The sequence below is a fragment of the Manganibacter manganicus genome (assembly GCF_002075885.1).
Taxonomy (GTDB): Bacteria; Pseudomonadota; Alphaproteobacteria; order Rhizobiales; family Rhizobiaceae; genus Mesorhizobium; species Mesorhizobium manganicum.
The window spans coordinates 32,386-49,933 of the sequence record NZ_MDET01000011.1 but is presented as its reverse complement, the minus strand read 5'-3'; the positions used below and the strand labels follow the sequence as shown (position 1 = coordinate 49,933).

25 protein-coding genes and 2 riboswitches are annotated in these 17,548 nt (G+C 59.9%); of the genes, 7 read left to right on the top strand and 18 right to left on the bottom strand.

Annotated features, from left to right (window positions below):
- Positions 1-107 precede the first annotated feature (107 nt).
- Positions 108-938, bottom strand: coding sequence for a thermonuclease family protein (locus BFN67_RS08620; protein WP_080919216.1), 831 nt, complete (start codon positions 936-938; stop codon positions 108-110).
- 218 nt (positions 939-1,156) lie between these two features.
- Here BFN67_RS08620 and BFN67_RS08615 point away from each other — a divergent pair, with 218 nt between their 5' ends.
- On the top strand, positions 1,157-1,936 hold the full coding sequence (locus BFN67_RS08615) for a phosphodiester glycosidase family protein (RefSeq protein WP_080919276.1): 780 nt from the start codon (positions 1,157-1,159) through the stop codon (positions 1,934-1,936).
- 307 nt (positions 1,937-2,243) lie between these two features.
- Here the strand turns inward: BFN67_RS08615 and BFN67_RS08610 are convergent, their stop codons facing one another.
- Both BFN67_RS08610 and BFN67_RS08605 read right to left on the bottom strand, forming a co-directional pair.
- Positions 2,244-2,834, bottom strand: coding sequence for a type II toxin-antitoxin system VapC family toxin (locus BFN67_RS08610; RefSeq protein ID WP_080919215.1), 591 nt, complete (start codon positions 2,832-2,834; stop codon positions 2,244-2,246).
- The gene (locus BFN67_RS08605) at positions 2,824-3,120 is read right to left on the bottom strand and encodes a hypothetical protein (RefSeq protein WP_080919214.1); all 297 of its coding nucleotides are present in this window, start codon (positions 3,118-3,120) and stop codon (positions 2,824-2,826) included. The genes BFN67_RS08610 and BFN67_RS08605 overlap by 11 nt, the downstream gene beginning before the upstream one ends.
- 213 nt (positions 3,121-3,333) lie before the next feature.
- Positions 3,334-3,548: riboswitch (cobalamin riboswitch) on the top strand.
- 163 nt (positions 3,549-3,711) lie between these two features.
- Between BFN67_RS08605 and BFN67_RS08600 the strand changes: the two genes are divergently transcribed.
- Entirely contained in the window at positions 3,712-4,695 is a 984-nt protein-coding gene (locus tag BFN67_RS08600; RefSeq protein WP_080919275.1) for a DUF1852 domain-containing protein, read from the top strand.
- A 27-nt stretch (positions 4,696-4,722) separates the two neighbouring features.
- Positions 4,723-5,751 carry a methionine synthase gene (locus BFN67_RS08595; protein ID WP_080919213.1) on the top strand — a complete coding sequence of 343 codons (1,029 nt, stop codon included), beginning with the start codon at positions 4,723-4,725 and terminating at the stop codon, positions 5,749-5,751.
- Here the strand turns inward: BFN67_RS08595 and BFN67_RS24325 are convergent.
- From BFN67_RS24325 to BFN67_RS08560, 7 genes are all read right to left on the bottom strand, one after another.
- The gene (locus BFN67_RS24325) at positions 5,748-5,885 is read right to left on the bottom strand and encodes a hypothetical protein (protein WP_158083497.1); all 138 of its coding nucleotides are present in this window, start codon (positions 5,883-5,885) and stop codon (positions 5,748-5,750) included. The two genes, BFN67_RS08595 and BFN67_RS24325, sit on opposite strands and share 4 nt — an antisense overlap.
- A 32-nt stretch (positions 5,886-5,917) precedes the next feature.
- Positions 5,918-6,220, bottom strand: a complete 303-nt coding sequence (locus BFN67_RS08585) for a hypothetical protein (RefSeq protein WP_080919211.1) — start codon at positions 6,218-6,220, stop codon at positions 5,918-5,920.
- The gene (locus BFN67_RS08580) at positions 6,211-7,338 is read right to left on the bottom strand and encodes a ribonucleotide-diphosphate reductase subunit beta (protein WP_080919210.1); all 1,128 of its coding nucleotides are present in this window, start codon (positions 7,336-7,338) and stop codon (positions 6,211-6,213) included. Before BFN67_RS08580 ends, BFN67_RS08585 begins: the two co-directional genes overlap by 10 nt.
- A gap of 25 nt (positions 7,339-7,363) precedes the next feature.
- On the bottom strand, positions 7,364-10,258 hold the full coding sequence (locus BFN67_RS08575; RefSeq protein ID WP_080919209.1) for a ribonucleoside-diphosphate reductase subunit alpha: 2,895 nt from the start codon (positions 10,256-10,258) through the stop codon (positions 7,364-7,366).
- A gap of 105 nt (positions 10,259-10,363) precedes the next feature.
- Positions 10,364-10,576: riboswitch (cobalamin riboswitch) on the bottom strand.
- A gap of 228 nt (positions 10,577-10,804) precedes the next feature.
- Positions 10,805-11,245, bottom strand: a complete 441-nt coding sequence (locus BFN67_RS08570; protein ID WP_080919274.1) for a CopD family copper resistance protein — start codon at positions 11,243-11,245, stop codon at positions 10,805-10,807.
- A gap of 66 nt (positions 11,246-11,311) precedes the next feature.
- Positions 11,312-11,599, bottom strand: a complete 288-nt coding sequence (locus BFN67_RS08565) for a DUF6522 family protein (RefSeq protein ID WP_080919208.1) — start codon at positions 11,597-11,599, stop codon at positions 11,312-11,314.
- Between the two features lie 7 nt (positions 11,600-11,606).
- The gene (locus tag BFN67_RS08560) at positions 11,607-11,801 is read right to left on the bottom strand and encodes a hypothetical protein (RefSeq protein ID WP_080919207.1); all 195 of its coding nucleotides are present in this window, start codon (positions 11,799-11,801) and stop codon (positions 11,607-11,609) included.
- Positions 11,802-11,874: 73 nt separating this feature from the next.
- Here BFN67_RS08560 and BFN67_RS08555 point away from each other — a divergent pair, with 73 nt between their 5' ends.
- On the top strand, positions 11,875-12,336 hold the full coding sequence (locus BFN67_RS08555) for a hypothetical protein (RefSeq protein ID WP_245295200.1): 462 nt from the start codon (positions 11,875-11,877) through the stop codon (positions 12,334-12,336).
- A 17-nt stretch (positions 12,337-12,353) separates the two neighbouring features.
- Here the strand turns inward: BFN67_RS08555 and BFN67_RS08550 are convergent, their stop codons facing one another.
- From BFN67_RS08550 to BFN67_RS08530, 6 genes are all read right to left on the bottom strand, one after another.
- A complete protein-coding gene (locus BFN67_RS08550) occupies positions 12,354-12,587 on the bottom strand; it encodes a TehB-like domain-containing protein (RefSeq protein WP_245295199.1) in 234 nt (77 codons plus the stop codon).
- Positions 12,520-12,909 carry a hypothetical protein gene (locus tag BFN67_RS24790; RefSeq protein WP_245295198.1) on the bottom strand — a complete coding sequence of 130 codons (390 nt, stop codon included), beginning with the start codon at positions 12,907-12,909 and terminating at the stop codon, positions 12,520-12,522. The genes BFN67_RS08550 and BFN67_RS24790 overlap by 68 nt, the downstream gene beginning before the upstream one ends.
- 356 nt (positions 12,910-13,265) lie before the next feature.
- Positions 13,266-13,850, bottom strand: coding sequence for a magnesium transporter (locus tag BFN67_RS08545; RefSeq protein ID WP_158083496.1), 585 nt, complete (start codon positions 13,848-13,850; stop codon positions 13,266-13,268).
- Positions 13,825-14,088, bottom strand: a complete 264-nt coding sequence (locus tag BFN67_RS08540) for a CBS domain-containing protein (RefSeq protein WP_080919204.1) — start codon at positions 14,086-14,088, stop codon at positions 13,825-13,827. The genes BFN67_RS08545 and BFN67_RS08540 overlap by 26 nt, the downstream gene beginning before the upstream one ends.
- A gap of 146 nt (positions 14,089-14,234) precedes the next feature.
- Positions 14,235-14,741 (bottom strand): Hsp20/alpha crystallin family protein, encoded by a 507-nt coding sequence (locus BFN67_RS08535; RefSeq protein WP_080919203.1) that lies wholly within the window; start codon positions 14,739-14,741, stop codon positions 14,235-14,237.
- A gap of 79 nt (positions 14,742-14,820) precedes the next feature.
- Complete coding sequence (locus BFN67_RS08530) at positions 14,821-15,303, bottom strand: Hsp20 family protein (RefSeq protein ID WP_080919202.1); 483 nt, start codon at positions 15,301-15,303, stop codon at positions 14,821-14,823.
- Positions 15,304-15,434: 131 nt separating this feature from the next.
- Here BFN67_RS08530 and BFN67_RS08525 point away from each other — a divergent pair, with 131 nt between their 5' ends.
- Both BFN67_RS08525 and BFN67_RS08520 read left to right on the top strand, forming a co-directional pair.
- On the top strand, positions 15,435-15,752 hold the full coding sequence (locus tag BFN67_RS08525) for a hypothetical protein (protein ID WP_342587439.1): 318 nt from the start codon (positions 15,435-15,437) through the stop codon (positions 15,750-15,752).
- Positions 15,753-15,874: 122 nt separating this feature from the next.
- A complete protein-coding gene (locus BFN67_RS08520) occupies positions 15,875-16,195 on the top strand; it encodes a DUF982 domain-containing protein (RefSeq protein ID WP_080919201.1) in 321 nt (106 codons plus the stop codon).
- On the opposite strand, the gene BFN67_RS08515 is transcribed toward BFN67_RS08520, so the two are convergent.
- Entirely contained in the window at positions 16,189-16,467 is a 279-nt protein-coding gene (locus BFN67_RS08515) for an usg protein (RefSeq protein WP_139789092.1), read from the bottom strand. The two genes, BFN67_RS08520 and BFN67_RS08515, sit on opposite strands and share 7 nt — an antisense overlap.
- Before the next feature lie 20 nt (positions 16,468-16,487).
- The gene (locus BFN67_RS08510) at positions 16,488-16,835 is read right to left on the bottom strand and encodes a hypothetical protein (protein ID WP_080919200.1); all 348 of its coding nucleotides are present in this window, start codon (positions 16,833-16,835) and stop codon (positions 16,488-16,490) included.
- 345 nt (positions 16,836-17,180) lie between these two features.
- On the opposite strand from BFN67_RS08510, the gene groES reads away from it, so the two are divergent.
- The gene (gene groES / locus BFN67_RS08505) at positions 17,181-17,495 is read left to right on the top strand and encodes a co-chaperone GroES (RefSeq protein WP_080919199.1); all 315 of its coding nucleotides are present in this window, start codon (positions 17,181-17,183) and stop codon (positions 17,493-17,495) included.
- Positions 17,496-17,548: the final 53 nt, after the last annotated feature.

Genomic DNA, 17,548 nt, shown 5'->3' with positions numbered 1-17,548 from the left:
GACACGGGAGATCCTCTGCTTCCAAGGCATAGCCAACCGCTTGGCACGACCGCCACCCGCAGGTTGGGGACGGTGACAACCCTGGCGCGTGGCATTCGCGAATCGCCCTACTGCTGCGACCGGCGCCAGCCTGCCGCCCGAGCTTCCTGCTCCGTGCAGAACCAGCGTTCGCCTTTGCCCGCCGATATCCGCGTCTGCGCATAATATTTCTGACCGGGTACGTGGTAGATGTGCACCCCATTCCGAGAGATGTTACCTTTGATGTTGCACGCGCCCGACTGTTCGGAGGCTGCGGCAGGCGATGTAGCTGACGACATCGGGGAAACGACCGACGAGGTATCAGCCTTCCCGCGCTGCGCCGCCCGCCACTCCCATGGCGGCTGAACCGTTCCTTGCCAGATGCCGATCTTTTCCGACCTGGCCGCGGATTGCTCTTTTGCGAACGCGCCGTTCGAATAGCGCGGCCAGTCCATGGCGTACCCATTACGGACAAGCCATCTCTGAACGCTCGCGCCGTCGGCACGAGTACAGTTGCCGACGAAACGGCCATACTGGTCTCGCTCGACGAATTTGCAGGTCGTCGGCGACGATGCTGCCAGCCATTCCGACAGTGCTTCTGCTGATCTGGCTCCGCATCGATAAATCCGACCACCGGAGTCCGCGCAGGGCTGGGCGGACTCCGGTGCGTCGATGCCATTGAAGCGAATCCGCTCACCGTGGATCTCGATCGTGTCGCCGTCGATCACCGACGCCCGGCCGACGATGGTTCCCGCTCTGCTCGAAGCGGCCATCTGCACACCGTTCGACAGCGGCAATTTTCCCATAAGACCCGGGCCGAAGTATCCGGTCGCGCCAGCGATACCTATGGCGGCAAGGATCGTGGGGATACCCCCTGCCCTACCCGACTTCTGTCGCTGGAAATTGACGACCTTGCCCATCGGTCTATCGATACCCCTGATTGCCCGCTGGGAAACCTAGAAGAAATAGTTGAACATGCCCTTTCGACATCCTTTCAAATGGCCCCAAATCCAGGATCAGCAGTGCGGCATGAACGCTGTCGCGCATGAGCCTGTTGCCATTGAGGAAACCACGGATCATTTCTGGTAGAGATCAGTTCACGTACGGTCTTTCCCGTTGTCTCCGGGACCTGTTGATGATGATATTTTTTCCCAAACATCTCGCTCCGATCCCGCTTTTCTTACTCGTATTCTCCTTCGCAACTGTGCAACCCGTCCTGTCCCAACCGTGCGAGGAGCAAACCTTCGAGGACGCAAAATTCATCGTTTGCACCGCGAAGCCGGGGCACGATGACCTTCGGCTGTTTTGGAAGGACGCCCGCGACGAGCCCTATCGCCGCTTCCCAGCCCTAGCCAAGTCACTCTCCGACCACGGACGGACGCTGACATTCGCGATGAACGCCGGCATGTATCTGACCGACTTCTCGCCGATCGGGCTCTATGTCGAGAACGGCCAGGAACTGCGGCCGGCCAGCACCAAGACAATGGATGGCCCGGCTGGAAAGGTTCCCAACTTTTACAAGAAGCCGAATGGCGTGTTCTTTCTGAATGACGCCGGTGCAGGGATCCTGCCGACGACCGAATATCTGGAGAGCCGACCAAAGGCGCGGTTTGCCACCCAGTCCGGCCCGATGCTCGTCATCAAGAACAAGCTGAACCCCATCTTCATTGTCGGATCGAGCGATCGTACGCGTCGAAGCGGCGTCGGAGTCTGTGACGGGAGGCTAGTCCGCTTCGCAATAAGCGAGGGCGCCGTGAACTTTCATGACTTCGCGCGCCTGTTTCGCGACCGTCTCAGTTGTCCCAATGCGCTGTTTCTGGATGGCGGGAACGGCGTGGGCATATACGAGCCTCGCCTGGGCCGTAGCGACATGTCATGGCACGGCGGATTTGGCCCGGTCTTCGGGCTTGTCGAATGACACTGGTGTTGGTGTGCTTCACCAATCCGCTGCTTGTCCCTTGTCTCGGATTGAGGACATGGTCCAAGACCCGCAATTGTTGACGGCAGCGTCGAGCGATGTTGCGGTAGCCGGCCATGCCGAGACCGGGCAGTCCCGCGACGACCGTTGCGCACTGCAACGGAAGCAGCGCGTTCCAGCGATTTAGGCGACGCGTCGCTTTCAGCACCATCAGCGAGGACGGTGCGTCCAGCGTGCCGCCTACGAGAGTGGGCGTTTGGCGACTCCACCTCACAGCGCCACTCGACAGGAGGGGCTATCAGGTCGGTCATGATGGCCGCGGTCCCGCGGGAGCTCGATAGAGGATGATCCGTCCGGTCGGCAGGATCTGGGTGAGGAAATCAAAATCCCGGATGTTACCTGTCAGTACGCTCGCTCCCAACTGACGCGCCTGCAGGAACACGAGGGCGTCATTTACGAAGCGGCGCTCGTGCCCCTCTCCCTTGGGCAGATTGCTCAGCCGGAAGAGCAAACCAGCCAACACACCAGCCTGTCCCCAGATCGCTGCATCCGGGGCATGAAGACGGTGGTCCGGAATGTCCTCTGCCGTGGCTTTAATTGTCTCGAGGATAGCTTTTGTGGAGGCATGTTTCGGGTCGAGCCGACCAAAGGCGTGGATCAGCTCAGACAGGCAGACGGCGGAATGGTGGCATCGGCGATAGGTGAGCAGCGTATCGACTTCCGCCGGCGATCGTCCCTGCAGGACATCCAGATAGACGCTCGTATCCAGAAACAAGGGTCCCCCAATCGCGGGTTCATCAGCAACCCATGGGAGATCGTCGTCGACCCTCCGATTCAGCGTTCCGGTATACTTTTGCGGCTTGAGCGATCGGAGGGTTTCGGAAAGATCAAACCCCAAGATCTATATCCGCCGGGACGCTGCCCTTGCGGCCGACCAGCCGGGCGCCAAAGTCGTCTTCGAGGGCCAGGCGCGACAGCGCCAGCTCCAACAGCTCCGTGTCCGAGGTGACATGGGCGCGCTTCTTGGCCGCCTCAATCAACTCCGACGGCACGCGCCCCGAAAGACGGGTATTCTTTGCGGCCCCGAGGAGGCCGGCGGCTTTCGCTTGCTCGAGTACGAGCTTATTGCGGGTCAATGCGACCGTTGCTTCGCCTTCTACAACCATCCGTGTTTGCGCAGCCATGAGAGCCTCCTATGTTGAACGGAATATAGATTGCGTTGAACGCATAGGCAAGGATTAGTGGAAACCAGCGCAGCAGGAAGCACTGTCCGTTCCCAGGAAGACGGCGCCGAGGACTCGCCGGAAATTCAGGTGCCGCAAAATCCAATCTCAATACCCATGACTTAAAGATATAAACATTTCTTTATGCGATGTTGACATCGTTCGGCAATTGAAGGAAGGTGAAGATGCCTAGGTTCCTCGCTCGTTGTGTGCAACGTGCCGGGGCTAAGAGGGAAGTCGGTGCCCCGCCTCATTCGGGAAAGCCGGAGCTGCCCCCGCAACTGTAAGCGGCGAGCTGACGTTCATCATGTCACTGGGGTGAGCCCTGGGAAGGCGGACGGAAGCGATGACCCGCGAGCCAGGAGACCTGCCTTGGCGAAAAACGTCCACGGGCGGGGTGTCCCAGTGTGCCGTAGCGGAGGCCGCGGAGCGGTCTGTCTTGCTATGTGTCCGCTGACCCATGCCCCCAACTCATTGGGGTAAGCCATGTCTCAAACCGCAACTACAATAGCCACTCTGGGCGTGCCAGAAGTCGATCGCCGGCAGATCACGATGAGCGACGCCTTTACGTTTCGCCTCAAGAGCATTCGCTTCGATGAGGATTATCGCCCCTCAGACAATACGCGGATCACGACCAATTTTGCCAATCTGGCGAGAGGCGAGAGCCGCCAGGAGAACCTGCGCAACGCCCTACGGATGATCGACAATCGGTTCAACGCGCTGGCGCATTGGGACAATCCCAGAGGCGATCGTTATTCTGTCGAGCTTGAGATTATCTCAGTAGAGATGGAGATTGCTGGTGAAGGCGCCTGCAATGCCTTCCCTCTGATTGAAATGCTCAACACCACTATCGTTGATCGAAAGACCCATGAGCGCTTTGATGGCGTTGTAGGGAATAATTTCTCGTCTTATGTGCGGGACTACGATTTCAGCGTCGTGCTGCCGGAACACAATAGGGACCAGCCCAAGTTCAGCATTCCGGATGATTTCGGCGATCTACATGGAAATCTGTTCAAGTCCTTCCTGCGCTCAGACACTTATCGGTCGCATTTCAGCAAGCCGCCCGTCATCTGCATAAGCGCTTCGACCAGCAAGACATATCACCGGACTGACAATCATCATCCCATAATGGGCGCCGAATACCGGCAGGACGAATTCTCGTCGACCGATCGATATTTTGGAAAGATGGGGATGCAGGTTCGCTATTTCATGCCCACGGGCAGCGTTGCGCCCCTGGCTTTCTATTTCATCGGCGACCTGCTTGGCGATTACACCAATCTCGAGCTGATCAGTGCCATCAGCACGATGGAGACGTTTCAAAGGATTTACCGACCCGAAGTCTACAATGCGAACGCGGCCGCAGGGGCATGCTACCAGCCAAGTCTGAAGCATCAGGACTACTCCCTGACTCGCATCGTCTACGATCGAGACGAACGCAGCCGGCTGGCTTTGGAGCAGGGGAAATTCACCGAAGAACACTTCATCAAGCCGTACAAGACCCTTCTTGAGCAATGGTCCGCTGATTGCGCCGCCTGATCGACACCGAATATAAGGTCACATATCTTGAAAACACTCCTACCCACGTCAACCGCTGGCAGCTTGCCGAAGCCCTCCTGGCTTGCACAACCCAAGAAACTCTGGTCGCCTTGGAAGCTGCAGGGCGAGGAACTGGTCGAGGGCAAACAGGACGCTTTGCGTTTGTCCCTGGACGATCAGCAACAGGCAGGCATTGATATCGTCAGCGATGGCGAACAGACGCGCCAGCACTTCGTCACGACGTTTATCGAGCATCTGGACGGCGTCGATTTCGAGAAGCGCGAGACCGTCAGAATTCGTAATCGCTATGATGCAAGTGTGCCGACAGTAGTTGGTGCCGTCTCTCGCCAGAAGCCGGTTTTTGTCGAAGATGCCAAATTTTTGCGTCAGCAGACCAAGCAGCCCATCAAATGGGCTCTGCCGGGTCCCATGACCATGATCGATACGCTCTATGATGCTCACTATAAAAGCCGTGAGAAACTAGCCTGGGAATTCGCCAAAGCCCTCAATGAAGAAGCCAGGGAACTGGAGGCTGTCGGTGTCGATATCATTCAGTTCGACGAGCCGGCTTTCAATGTCTTCTTCGATGACGTGAATGATTGGGGCATTGCCACTCTGGAACGGGCGATTGAAGGTCTCAAATGCGAGACCGCCGTCCACATTTGTTACGGCTACGGCATCAAGGCCAATACGGATTGGAAAAAGACTCTGGGGTCGGAGTGGAGGCAGTACGAGGAGTCTTTTCCAAAGCTACAGAAATCCAACATCAACCTGATTTCTCTGGAATGCCACAACTCGCATGTCCCGATCGATTTGATTGAACTTGTTCGCGGCAAGAAGGTGATGGTCGGGGCCATCGACGTGGCGACCAACACCGTCGAGACACCGGAGGAAGTCGCCAACACGCTCCGAAAGGCGCTTCAGTTCGTGGATGCCGACAAGCTCTATCCCTGCACGAACTGCGGCATGGCGCCCCTGCCCCGTCAAGTAGCGACTGGCAAGCTGAAGGCTTTAAGCGCCGGAGCAGAAATCGTCCGACGAGAGCTCTCGGCTTAGAGAATTTCCCAGGATCGCCTTGCCTGTTCGCGGAGAAGCGCGAAGCTGAACACCACGCTGAGGACGGCGGCGAGGACCACCCAGCAGCCCAGTCGCAGGCTGGCGGAACCGTCATGTATCGCGGCCATATTCATGACGCGAGTCATGGCGCGGCAGGCTCGGCGGTTCAACGCCGCCGGCATGGAGAGCTTTGCGCACAAGACGTCCCCGGCACGCGCCCTGCCGTGGCGAAGGAGCGGCGGGGTTTCGCGTCCAGACAATGTCGGAAATTCCGGAACAGCTCGGCCAGCTTCAGCGGACCCGGATGTCGCCCGGCATATCTGCCGAGGCGGCCAATCTCGACATCGACCGCTGCGGCGAGGTCGGCGCCTTCGGGCTGCGCCATCAGCCAAGACAGGAACACCTCCTCCGGCTGCGGCAGGCCTGCGGACTTGTGGCCTGCGACGTGCGGTTCGACCCTCAGTGCCATAAGAGCGCTCCGCCGTTCTGGTATTCGATGACCCGGGTCTCGAAAAAGTTCTTCTCCTTCTTCAGGTCCATCGCCTCGCTCATCCACGGGAACGGGTTTTCGACTTCGGCGAACCCCGAGGCCAACCCGAGTTGCGCGCAGCGACGATTGGCGATGAAGTGCATGTAGGTTTCGCACAGCGCCGCATTGAGACCAAGAAAACCGCGCGGCATCGTGTCCCGGCCGTAGGCGGCCTCGAGTTCGGCGGCGTCGGCGATCATGCCGCGCACCTCGTCCTGGAACGCCTTCGTCCACAGATGCGGGTTCTCGAACTTGATCTGGTTGATGACGTCGATGCCGAAATTGAGATGGATCGACTCGTCTCGCAGGATGTATTGATACTGCTCGGCGATGCCGACCATCTTGTTGCGCCGGCCGAGCGACAGGATCTGGGCGAAGCCGGTGTAGAACCACATGCCTTCGAAGATCACATAGAAGGCGACGAGGTCGCGCAGGAACGCCTGATCGGCTTCTGGCGTGCCGGTCTTGAAGTCCGGGTCGTCCAGGTGTTGCGTGTGCTTCAGCGCCCACGCCGCCTTGTCGGTGATCGAGGGCACCTCGCGATACATGTTGAACAACTCGCCCTCATCGAGGCCGAGACTTTCCACAATATACTGGAAGGTATGCGTGTGAACGGCCTCCTCGAAGGATTGCCGCAGGAGATACTGGCGGCATTCCGGGTTGGTGAGGTGACGGTAGATTGCGAGCACGATGTTGTTCGCCACCAGCGATTCCGAGGCGGCGAAGAAACCGAGATTGCGCTTGAGCATGCGTCGTTCGTCCTCGGTCAGCCCATCCTTCGACTTCCACAGCGCGATATCGGCCTGCATGGAAACCTCGGTCGGCATCCAGTGGTTGTTACAGCCGGACAGGTATTTTTCCCAGGCCCACCGATACTTCAATGGCAGGAGCTGGTTCACGTCGGAGCGGGCATTGATCATGCGCTTGTCGTCAACGGAAACGCGTGCCGCGCCCCGGTCGATTGCGCCCAGGCCAGCGGCATCGGCGTTCGTCGTTGCCGCCATCGCCGCGTTGACGGCGACTGCGGGATTGGTTTTCGGTTCGGACCAGTCGAGCATTTTTCTGTCTCCTTTTCTTCGCTGCTCACTGGCAGGCTTCGCATTCGGGATCGTCGATGGCGCAGGCCTTGCCCCACGCGGCATCGGCAGTGACCGCGATGGGCTCGCTGGCGGCCGGGGCAGCGGCGATGACCGAGGACACCGCGTTCAGCTTGCCGTCGGTGCCCTTCAGCGTTGATTTCTCGACATGCGTCGCCGAGCGCGAGCGCAGGTAGTAGGTCGTCTTCAGGCCTTTCCTCCACGCTAGGCGATAAAGCTTGTCGAGCTTCTTGCCGCTCGGATTGGCGATATAGAGGTTGAGCGACTGCGCCTGGTCGATCCATTTCTGACGGCGCGACGCGGCCTCGACCAGCCATGCCGCATCGATCTCGAACGCCGTCGCATAGACTGCCTTGAGGTCATCCGGGATACGGTCGATCTGGCCGATGGAACCGTCGAAATATTTAAGATCCGAGATCATGACTTCGTCCCAGAGACCGCGCGATTTGAGATCATGAACAAGCTGCGCATTCACCACAGTGAAGTCGCCGCTCATGTTCGATTTGACGAACAGGTTCTGGTAGGCTGGCTCGATCGACTGCGACACACCGCAGATATTGGAGATCGTTGCCGTCGGCGCGATCGCCATGGTGTTGGAGTTGCGCATACCGGTATTCTTGACGCGCTTGCGCAGCACTTCCCAGTCGAGCGTCGACGATGAATCCATCTCGCCGCCGGGCCGCGCCTCTTCCAGTAAGCGGATCGAGTCGATCGGCAGGATACCCCTCGACCACAGCGAACCTTCGAAGCTCGGATAGCGACCGCGCTCGGCGGCAAGATCCACCGAGGTCGAGATCGCGTGATAGCTGATCGCCTCCATCGAACGATCGGCAAAATCCGCCGCCTCTTGCGACGCATAAGCAATGCCGAGCCTCTGCAGCGCATCCTGAAAGCCCATGAGGCCAAGCCCGACCGGACGATGCCGCAGGTTCGACGCTCGCGCCTCAGGGATGGTGTAGAAATTAATGTCGATGACATTGTCGAGCATCCGCATCGCCGTGCCGACGGTCTTCGCCAGCCGCTCGAGGTCGAGCCCGTTCTCGGTCACATGGTTGAGAAGATTGACCGAGCCGAGATTGCACACGGCCACTTCGTCCTTCGAGGTGTTGAGCGTGATCTCGGTGCACAGGTTGGAGGAATGCACCACGCCGACATGACCTTGGGGCGAACGGATATTGCAGGGGTCCTTGAATGTCACCCAAGGGTGCCCGGTCTCGAACAGCATGGTGAGAATCTTGCGCCAGAGGTCGAGCGCCCTCACCTTCCGAAACACCTTGATCCCGCCGCTCGCAGCTTTCGTCTCGTAGCCCTCGTAAGCGGCCTTGAAGGCCGCGCCGTATAGGTCGTGGAGGTCGGGCACCTCGTCCGGGGAAAACAGCGTCCATTCGCCGTCCGCCTCCACCCGCTGCATGAACAGGTCCGGCACCCAGTTGGCGGTGTTCATGTCATGCGTGCGGCGGCGGTCGTCGCCGGTGTTCTTCCTGAGGTCGAGGAATTCCTCGATATCGACGTGCCAGGTTTCAAGATAGGCGCAGACCGCACCCTTGCGCTTGCCGCCCTGGTTGACGGCGATGGCCGTGTCGTTGGCGACTTTCAGGAACGGCACCACACCTTGGCTCTCGCCGTTGGTGCCTTTGATATGCGCGCCGAGTCCACGCACCGGCGTCCAGTCATTGCCTAGCCCTCCGGAATACTTTGCCAGCAGCGCATTGTCCTTGACCGCCTTGAAGATGCCGTCGAGATCGTCGGATACGGTCGTCAGGAAGCACGAGGAAAGCTGCGGGCGAAGCGTGCCGGCATTAAACAGCGTCGGTGTCGAGGCCATGAAATCGAAGGACGACAGGAGATCGTAAAACTCGATGGCGCGAGCCTCGCGGTCGATCTCGCGCACGGCAAGACCCATGGCGACGCGCATGAAGAAAGCCTGCGGCAGCTCGAACCGCTTGCCTTGGGTGTGCAGGAAATAACGGTCGTAAAGCGTCTGGAGGCCGAGATACTGAAAGTTCAGGTCGCGTTCCGGCTTCAGCGCCGCGCCCAGCCTGTCGAGGTCGAAACGCTTCAACTCCGGGTCGATCAGTTCGGCCTCGATACCGACGCGCAGGAACTCCGGAAAATAGCTGGGATACCGCGTCGCCATCTCTGCCTGCGTCGCCTGCTCCGGCCGCCCGGAAACGAAGGTCAGCGCTTCCCGGCGCAGTCGATCGAGCAGCAGCCGCGCGGAGACGAACGCGTAATTGGGCTCCTGCTCCACCAGCGTACGGGCAGCCATGATCGGCGCCAGCGACAGCTCGTCCAGGGAAAGCCCGTCATAGAGGTTGCGCTTGGCCTCGGTGAGGATCGGCGCGGCCGACACAGCATCCAGCCGGACACAGGCTTCCTCGACAATCGTCGCCAGTCGCACCTCATCCAGCGGAACGAGCGAACCGTCCTCGGCTTTCATGTGCAACGGTGGGGGCGCATCTTTCGTCGTCGCGGCCTTGTCTGCGGCCCGCTCTTTAGCGCGCTCCTCGCGGTAAAGCACATAGGCACGCGCGATCTTATGGTGCTCGCTGCGCATTAGAGCGAGTTCGACCTGGTCCTGCACATCCTCGATATGAAACGTGCGACCCTCGCCAACGCGTCGGGTGAGCGCGGAAACGACCTGATCGGTCAGATCCTGGACTACGTCGTGCACGCGCCGCGAGCCGGCGGCTGTCGAGCCTTCCACCGCGAGAAACGCCTTGGTCAGTGCGACCGTGATCTTCGTCGGATCGAATAACGTGACCGAGCCATTGCGCCGGATCAGCCGATAGCCGGGCTCTGTCGGAACAGGCGATGGCTCGAGTTCGATGAAGGGAACCTGCGCGGTTCCGTTTGAATGTGTTTCAGTTGTTGCCGGCATCTTGTCCCCGTGACGCTGTGGACGGGGATTAGGGGGAACGTGCCGGCCGCCGGGCAATGATGCCGCGTCGAACAGAACACGCACCACCGGGACACCCCGCCCGAGGTTGGTTCATGCATCACGGCAGGTCTCCTGGCTCGCAGGTCGTCGTCGCTGTCCAACCTTCCCGGTGCATCGAAACCAGTGGCGTTTTGCGGACAGCAGCTCGCTGCTTACAGTTGCGGGGGCAGCGCCGGAATTCCCGACATCGGGGCACCGGCTTCCCTCTTAGCCCCTGAGCCCACTAGACTCAGGAGAACCATGACTACCACATCTAGTATGCTGATACCCGCGGATGTCAATACATATGGTGGTTTTTGTTTGGATGCGCGTTTGCGTCGCTTTCTGAAGCCGCGATCCCGTTGGTTCGGAATTGCAGCCCAGGCACAGGATTCCCTGCGTGTTTACGGTTCTCATGATATTGGTGGCTGTGAGAGAATACGGTGCGTATCCCAGTATTTCGATCCTGTGGCTATGGCCGAGATTGCATCGCAGTCGTCCAAGGCATCACCAGGTGATGTAGAACATCGCCTTTGCCAGGAACACGATCAGAACCACATGGCAGAACACGCTCAGATGGATGAGCTTGAAGTGCCGGGACCTGAGCTTGCCGCGGGCGCTCAGCGTTATTGCGGTGATGAAATGCGCCAGGACGCTGAGTGCAAGGACGATCTTGATCGCCAGCAACGTCGCGAAGCTGCTTTCGAACGGGTGCGCAAGCTCGTCGCGATACTGCCAGGCCATGGCGATACCTGCACCGTAGAGGATTGCCATAACGAAGGGCATCACGTGGCGGGCACGCCGGCCGATCGCGGCCTCCACCGTACGCATGGCGTCGCGTCCCACCGGCTTGCGTATGGCCTCAAGGATGAGAACCTCGAAGAAGACGGTGCCGACGAACATGATGGCGGCAAACAGATGCAGCGTGACGAGAACGAAGTGGCTCACGATCGGCGGCCCCAACGTTTCCCGACGGCAATTCGAAAATTGCGGTGATCCGGTCGTGTCATGGCATCACGGACCGGGTCGGCGAAGTTGATGTGGCAAGGCCCGCTCGCCAAAATCGACAGTCATGCGTCGCGTAACCTGTCCGCTCGGATCGACGCTGAGGCGGAGCCTGCGATTGCGGTAAAAGAAACTCAGGCGATAGTGTCCCTCATGGTCATCGACGCCGCGTTCGCAGATGCTGGTGACCGCCTTCGTGCGCATCAACTCCGGCAGGTCGTTGGCCGCGACATTCAACAACGGCGCCAGTTCTTCCGCATCGATTACAATATCGCCCTCCGCGATCTCGATCCGCATGGCATACCTACTGGCGTTTCGGTCTCGCAGCGGGTCGGTCGCCGTGGGGCGGCGAACCGATCCAGCCGGGAGGATCGCTGGCCGGGAAGGACTCCCACGACGCCTGTGCCACGGCATCCCATTCGAGGTCCTGCTCGGTGATCGCTGCAGCTTCGCCGACCTCGGCTTGTGCACGAGGCCGGGCCTCCTTATGCCTGACCATGACACGTCTCCTTGCCACATCCGTCAAAAGATATATTCTGTCTATATGTTATTCTCCTACCTTGAGGGTTGCAATGGTCAAGGATTCTGAGCGACCTATTGCCGCCGTTCTCGTGCTGGCTCTTGCGATGCTGTGGATCGGCGTGCTCGCCGGCGTGTCGTTCCTGGCGACACCCGCCAAGTTCCTGGCGCCAAGCCTGACGCTGCCCGTCGCGCTCGACGTCGGCCGCCATACCTTCGCAATCTTCAACAAAGTAGAATGGTTGCTCGCAGCCCTGCTGATCGTTGCGCTATCCCGTCGGCCGAGGAGCGGAATAGCGTTTGTCGCGGGTGCGCTCGCCACCTTGTTTGTCGTGGTCGAGGCTGCCTGGCTGCTTCCGACGCTCGATCAGCGCGTTGGGCTGATCATTGCCGGGCAACTGCCGCCGCCGTCTCATCTTCACAATTTCTATATCGGCATTGAAGCGGCAAAGCTGCTTTTGCTTGTTGTCGTCGCGCTCATGACGGCACTTCGGATCGTGGAAAAACGAGGCTGAGTAGTCGATGCGATCCTTCAGGCGCCGCCGTTGTCCGGCTTGCGATAGAACTCGACGTAGAACCGTCCTGGCTCGGTGAAGGCGACATGATGGGGTACGCCGTCTTCGATGACGATCTTCTCGCCAGCGCGCGCGCGGCGCTCCCCCTGACGGGGTGGCTCAAGCTGATAGAGAACCTCGCCCTCAATGATGTGGAGCAATGCCCAGACGCCGGCTTTCGTGGAATGCGCGGACTGCAGTTTTGCGGGCAACGTCTCCGGCGTAAACTCCGGCGAGCGACCATAGGCGAACGGCGTTTTCCGAAAGGGCGAGGATGAAGGCCGAGTGCGGGAAGGTGACAGCGCGCAGAAGCGGCTTCAGGTGAAAACGGTCGGAAACCTGCACCATTGACGTCAGGTCGTTAGCCAGGCGGTAGGCGCGGATCGTGTCCGGCGTTGCGAATACGGCCAAGCTGTTGGCCTGAAAGCGCCAGAACTCATCATCGTCGAGCAGGTCGCTCAAGCTTTCCAGCAGCGCCGCAAGTCGCCGTTTATCAAAGCCGGCGTCCTGAAGCTGCGACTGGGCCTCTCGCATGAGGTTTCCGAACTCGATCCGGGATGATGCAACGTCCTGTGTGACGGGCGTTGTCTTGAGATAAATCGAAACGCAGGCATCCGCGCGCGCAGTGGACAAAGTTGCGAATTCACTTCGCGTGGGAATGTCTACATAAAGCATGAAGGTTCCTTGCTAAGGCTGCCGGATAATCGGGTCCGTCAGACTGTTCATCGGAGAGTTCTTTTCGAAGCATATGGCCCAACCGTTCCATGATCGCTTCGATTGTGTGGTGCCAACATAGATGTTGCGCGCGCGGAAAGCATCTTGTTGCGACCAAGCGCCCCATGTTTCTGCTCAGGGCAGCGACAAGATTGCTTTTGCGATCGAAAAATAGATCAGACCCCGGTGGCGTCCGCGATGGAAGTCACAAGCGGCGTACTGGCTGTTGCCGGATCCATCCGAAAGCGGCTGAGGATGAAGGGGAGCAGCATGCCGATCATGCTCCCCACGATGACGATTATGACCATCGACAAGGCGATCACGACGGCGATGTCGCGGCCGCCGCGAAACGCCCCGATGACAGCAATTGCAGCCGCCATGCTGAGACCGAGAAGGATGGCAACCAGCAGTTCGCGACCAAGGACGCGGCCCCAGTCGGAGATTCGGATATCGCCGGTGGCCAGCGCCCGCACCATCAGGGTAGCGGACTGCGATCCCGCATTGCCTCCAGACGCGATCAGAATTGGCAGGAAGAACATCAGCATCAGCCAGGCGACCCGGGCCCTGTACAGCATGAGAACCGTTGCGTTTGCCACGCTGGAGTCCAGATTGGTGACGGGTCCCAGCCGCTGGAAATCCTCGGTCGCCTCCGCTTCCATCACGTCCAACGCGTCGTCATGGGTAATGATGCCGACCAGCCGATCCTGCGCGTCGATGACCGGCAGCGCGATCAGGTCATAACGGGCGATCTTGCGCGGCATCCTCGACGTCATCATCCACCCGGATTGCGTGGGTGTTGCGCTCCATGAGGTCGGCAACCTTGACGCCGGCGGGCGCAGTGATGAGATCCTGGAGCCTGACCGAGCCGACCAGGTGGCGATCGGCATCGACCACGTAAGCCTGATATATAGTCTCCTTGTTAGGCGCTTCGTGACGAAGCATCTGGATCGCCTGCAGGGCGCTGAGCTGCGGCGACAAGGACGCATATGCGGGCGTCATCGCGAACGCGTGGCTCGGGTGGCCTTCGGCTCCAAGGCAACGGTCTGCTTTTTGATCTAGGAGCGCATGTACAGAGGCTTACGGGGTTGGCACAACGTTTCAACAGCCGGGAGGCGGCACCAGCCGACCTCCCGCTCTGCCATGCATCAGCTCTTGATGGCGATGCGTTTAGCCTGGGATTGAGCCTTCTCGGTCTTGGGCAGGGTCACGGTCAGCACGCCGTTCCGGAAACGCGCATCGATCTTGTCCTCATCGACCTCGTAACCGAGCGGGATGCGGCGCTCGAAGCGGCCGTAGAACCGCTCGGAAAACTGACGATCCTTGTCCTCGGTCTCGGAACGCTTCTCGCCCTTCAGCGTCAGGGTGCCGTCTTCGAGCAGAACTTCGATATCCTTTTCCCCCAGGCCGGGCACCTCAGCGGTCACCATGATCTCCTTTTCGCCATCGGAGATTTCCACGTTCGGCCAGCGTGCCCCGTTTGACGAGAACCGGGCAAGCGAGGGCAATCCGTCACCGAACCCGCGGAAGGCATCGTCAAAGAGACGGTTCACTTCACGATGTAGGGACAGGAACGGATCCCGATCGTCCTCGCGGAAGAGGCTCGGAACCTGGCTGCGCTCCCTGCTCCAGGGGATGAGATCACGTACGCTCATCGTCTTCACTCCTCTTGAAAGTGACCTCCAGTGGCACCTGGTGGCAAGCCGGTGCCACTGGACGTTCAAACATTGCCGATCAGGCGGCCTTCTTTTCCGGCGCGATGCTGGTTTTCGCAGCCTCGATCCTTGGCGCCTGCGTGCCGTTGCCGATCTCGATCCGGCGCGGCTTCAGTTCCTCGGGAACCTCCCGCCTGAGATCGATTGTCAGCAGGCCATTGACGAGATCGGCCCCTACGACCTTCACATGATCGGCCAGTTCGAAGCGGTGTTGGAAAGGTCGGCCGGCGATGCCGCGATGCAGGTAGTCGCCGTTGTCCTCGCCGCCCCTCTCGCCTGAGATCACGAGAATATTGGGCTCATGCGTTATCGAGAGTTCGTCCTGGGAAAAGCCTGCCACCGCCATGGTGATGCGGTAGGCGTCCTCGCCGGTCCGAGCGATGTCGTAGGGCGGCCAGTTGTCGATGGTCGTTACACGGCTCGCATTCTCGAGCAGATCGACGACACGGTCGAAGCCGATGCTCGACCGGTAGAGGGGAGAAAAGTCAAATGCGGTTCTCATAGCTACATCCTCCGTTGAGCAACATAGATACGAGGAGCGCCAAGAAGCGGCGCCCCTTGACTTTGCCGGCCCTGTTCAGCGACCAGCCCCATTGAGCTAGGAATCGTGTTTCCAAGCGTCAAGACCCATTCATGATGAGTTCGAAATTTGTCGCCGGAACGTTGATCGGGCGTCCGGCGTTTCCAGACGTCACCCGCGCAGAATGGCTGCAAATACTCGGAGGCTGGATAATGGCGATTACACGCGAGGAGATCATATCCATCCTGGGGCCGGTCGACGACGAACTCGTCGTAGAGCTGATGGAAACCGGGGCATCGGCCGAGGAGCTTCGGGAGGCCTGGGGCTGGCTCCACAATGACGAGGCTCTGATGGGTGCCGGGCGACCACTGCCGGGCACGCGGGTGGGCAGGCTGATCGAGATGCTGGAACCGGACGAGGACGAAGTGTAGCGTGTTGTTAGTGCGCCGCGCGTCTTGAACTCAGGCCTCAAGCTGACCATGTCGTTTTCAGGAAGGAGCGCTCGCCCCTTCCTGTTGCTTCTTCGAAAAGACGATCAGAACTGGAGGAAGTGATGAACGACGTTGCGTTTTCGGAACCTATCATCCTGCATTTGCCTGGCATTGGCTGCCGCAAGGTCGCAACCAGCTTCGAGGCGATCGAATGCCTTCAGAACAAATGGCCACAATGGGCGCGGGGCAGGAGCTGGCGCAGTGCGCAGTCAGCCTGCCGCGACGCGCTAGATGGTTGGCGTGGCGCGAAGGCGGCCCGGCGCAGCTTCGTCAAGGCTGCGGATCGGGCAGGCCTGTTGCCGGGTCGGCCGCGGGCGGGCGCGCCGACTTGGCACGGGCAAGCATCCATCGATGCGAACCAGGTGGCTGCCGGCGCTCAGTGAATCGCGATGATGCCGTCCACGGCCTTCCATTCAGAGGGCCTGATCAGGCGATGGTGGGCGACGCGCACCGAGTGCAGCGCGCCCTCCAGCGTTTCCTTCCAGTAGTCGAGGAAGCCCCGCAGTTCGGGAAAGTCGGGGGCGAGATCGTATTCCTGCCAGACGTAGAGCTGCAGCAGGCTCGGATGGTCGGGCATGTGGTAATGGATCTCCGCCGTGGTCAAACCATAACCTTCCATCTGCATCCGGAACTCCCGGCTCACCACTGCAGCCATCCTCTATCCTTTCCTTTGCCTCATGCATCCAATCGTTGCCGGTCGGGTCGGCGCGCGGTCTCGTTTCGGTCCTCAATCGCCGAAGCTGGAGCGTCGAGCCGTCGTAGCGCGTCCATGATGACGTCAAATGGGACCGGGCGGCGCGCGCCGGGCGGTTGCCGCAGCGCCGGCATGGATTCGACCGCGCAGGCGTCGGAAGCCCACGATGAAAGGATCGCCCGTTTTTCGCTCAGGTGGAGCGTGCCGTCGCGCAGCACGTCGTCGGGATGGTCGAAATGACGTGCTGGCGACAGCAACCGGTCGAGTGCGAGGTCGCCGGATCGGGGTGCGAGTGAAGGGATGATCGTCGAAAAGTTGGTTCGGCCCATCGATACCTCCTTTCGGCTTTCCGTTCCAAAAGCTCCGTTTCAATCTCAATTCGAGAAGCCGTGCATGGCGCATGGCGGTTTTAGATTTTGCTCTACCACGGGAAAATTTCAAGCCCCACCGCATCGGCCAAACGGCAAATAGCTGGATGTTTTCATGGTGCTAGCACTCACCATGTGCGAGTGCCAAAAAATTTCGCGGCGCCTCTTGAAAGGGGAAAATCGCGAAACTAGCTCGATATGCGCGCGCGATGCCTGAGAGGGGTCGCGGCGCTCCGCACCGGTCCGATATTGCCGGTCCGGTGCGGAGGAACCTCAAAAATCTGTTTGTCCATGAGGAGAACGAAAATGGCGTTCCGTCCATTGCATGACCGTATCCTGGTCCGCCGCATCGAAGCCGACGAAAAGACGGCCGGCGGCATCATCATCCCCGACACCGCCAAGGAAAAGCCGCAGGAAGGCGAGGTCATCGCCGTCGGCCCCGGCGCACGCAACGAAGCCGGGCAGCTTCAGCCGCTCGACGTCAAGGCGGGCGATCGCATCCTGTTCGGCAAATGGTCGGGCACCGAGATCAAGCTCGACGGCGAAGACCTGATCATCATGAAGGAAAGCGACGTGATGGGCGTGATCGAGCAGACAGCCACGCTGAAGAAGGCCGCCTGACAGCTTCTTCGAACGTCAATCAGTCAACGAAAGCTGCCTGGAATTGAAGGAGT

Coding starts and splice junctions, on each gene's coding strand:
- groES (WP_080919199.1), top strand. CDS start 17,181: ATGGCGTTCCGTCCATTGCATGACCGTATCCTGGTCCGCCGCATCGAA.
- BFN67_RS08535 (WP_080919203.1), bottom strand. CDS start 14,741: ATGAGCGTACGTGATCTCATCCCCTGGAGCAGGGAGCGCAGCCAGGTT.
- BFN67_RS08575 (WP_080919209.1), bottom strand. CDS start 10,258: ATGCCGGCAACAACTGAAACACATTCAAACGGAACCGCGCAGGTTCCC.
- BFN67_RS08540 (WP_080919204.1), bottom strand. CDS start 14,088: ATGACGCCCGCATATGCGTCCTTGTCGCCGCAGCTCAGCGCCCTGCAG.
- BFN67_RS08620 (WP_080919216.1), bottom strand. CDS start 938: ATGGGCAAGGTCGTCAATTTCCAGCGACAGAAGTCGGGTAGGGCAGGG.
- BFN67_RS08560 (WP_080919207.1), bottom strand. CDS start 11,801: ATGGTCAGGCATAAGGAGGCCCGGCCTCGTGCACAAGCCGAGGTCGGC.
- BFN67_RS08555 (WP_245295200.1), top strand. CDS start 11,875: ATGGTCAAGGATTCTGAGCGACCTATTGCCGCCGTTCTCGTGCTGGCT.
- BFN67_RS08565 (WP_080919208.1), bottom strand. CDS start 11,599: ATGCGGATCGAGATCGCGGAGGGCGATATTGTAATCGATGCGGAAGAA.
- BFN67_RS08525 (WP_342587439.1), top strand. CDS start 15,435: ATGATGAGTTCGAAATTTGTCGCCGGAACGTTGATCGGGCGTCCGGCG.
- BFN67_RS08615 (WP_080919276.1), top strand. CDS start 1,157: ATGATATTTTTTCCCAAACATCTCGCTCCGATCCCGCTTTTCTTACTC.
- BFN67_RS24790 (WP_245295198.1), bottom strand. CDS start 12,909: ATGCGAGAGGCCCAGTCGCAGCTTCAGGACGCCGGCTTTGATAAACGG.
- BFN67_RS08600 (WP_080919275.1), top strand. CDS start 3,712: ATGAGCGACGCCTTTACGTTTCGCCTCAAGAGCATTCGCTTCGATGAG.
- BFN67_RS08580 (WP_080919210.1), bottom strand. CDS start 7,338: ATGCTCGACTGGTCCGAACCGAAAACCAATCCCGCAGTCGCCGTCAAC.
- BFN67_RS08515 (WP_139789092.1), bottom strand. CDS start 16,467: ATGGCTGCAGTGGTGAGCCGGGAGTTCCGGATGCAGATGGAAGGTTAT.
- BFN67_RS08585 (WP_080919211.1), bottom strand. CDS start 6,220: ATGGCACTGAGGGTCGAACCGCACGTCGCAGGCCACAAGTCCGCAGGC.
- BFN67_RS08605 (WP_080919214.1), bottom strand. CDS start 3,120: ATGGCTGCGCAAACACGGATGGTTGTAGAAGGCGAAGCAACGGTCGCA.
- BFN67_RS08530 (WP_080919202.1), bottom strand. CDS start 15,303: ATGAGAACCGCATTTGACTTTTCTCCCCTCTACCGGTCGAGCATCGGC.
- BFN67_RS08510 (WP_080919200.1), bottom strand. CDS start 16,835: ATGGGCCGAACCAACTTTTCGACGATCATCCCTTCACTCGCACCCCGA.
- BFN67_RS24325 (WP_158083497.1), bottom strand. CDS start 5,885: ATGAATATGGCCGCGATACATGACGGTTCCGCCAGCCTGCGACTGGGC.
- BFN67_RS08520 (WP_080919201.1), top strand. CDS start 15,875: ATGAACGACGTTGCGTTTTCGGAACCTATCATCCTGCATTTGCCTGGC.
- BFN67_RS08545 (WP_158083496.1), bottom strand. CDS start 13,850: ATGCCGCGCAAGATCGCCCGTTATGACCTGATCGCGCTGCCGGTCATC.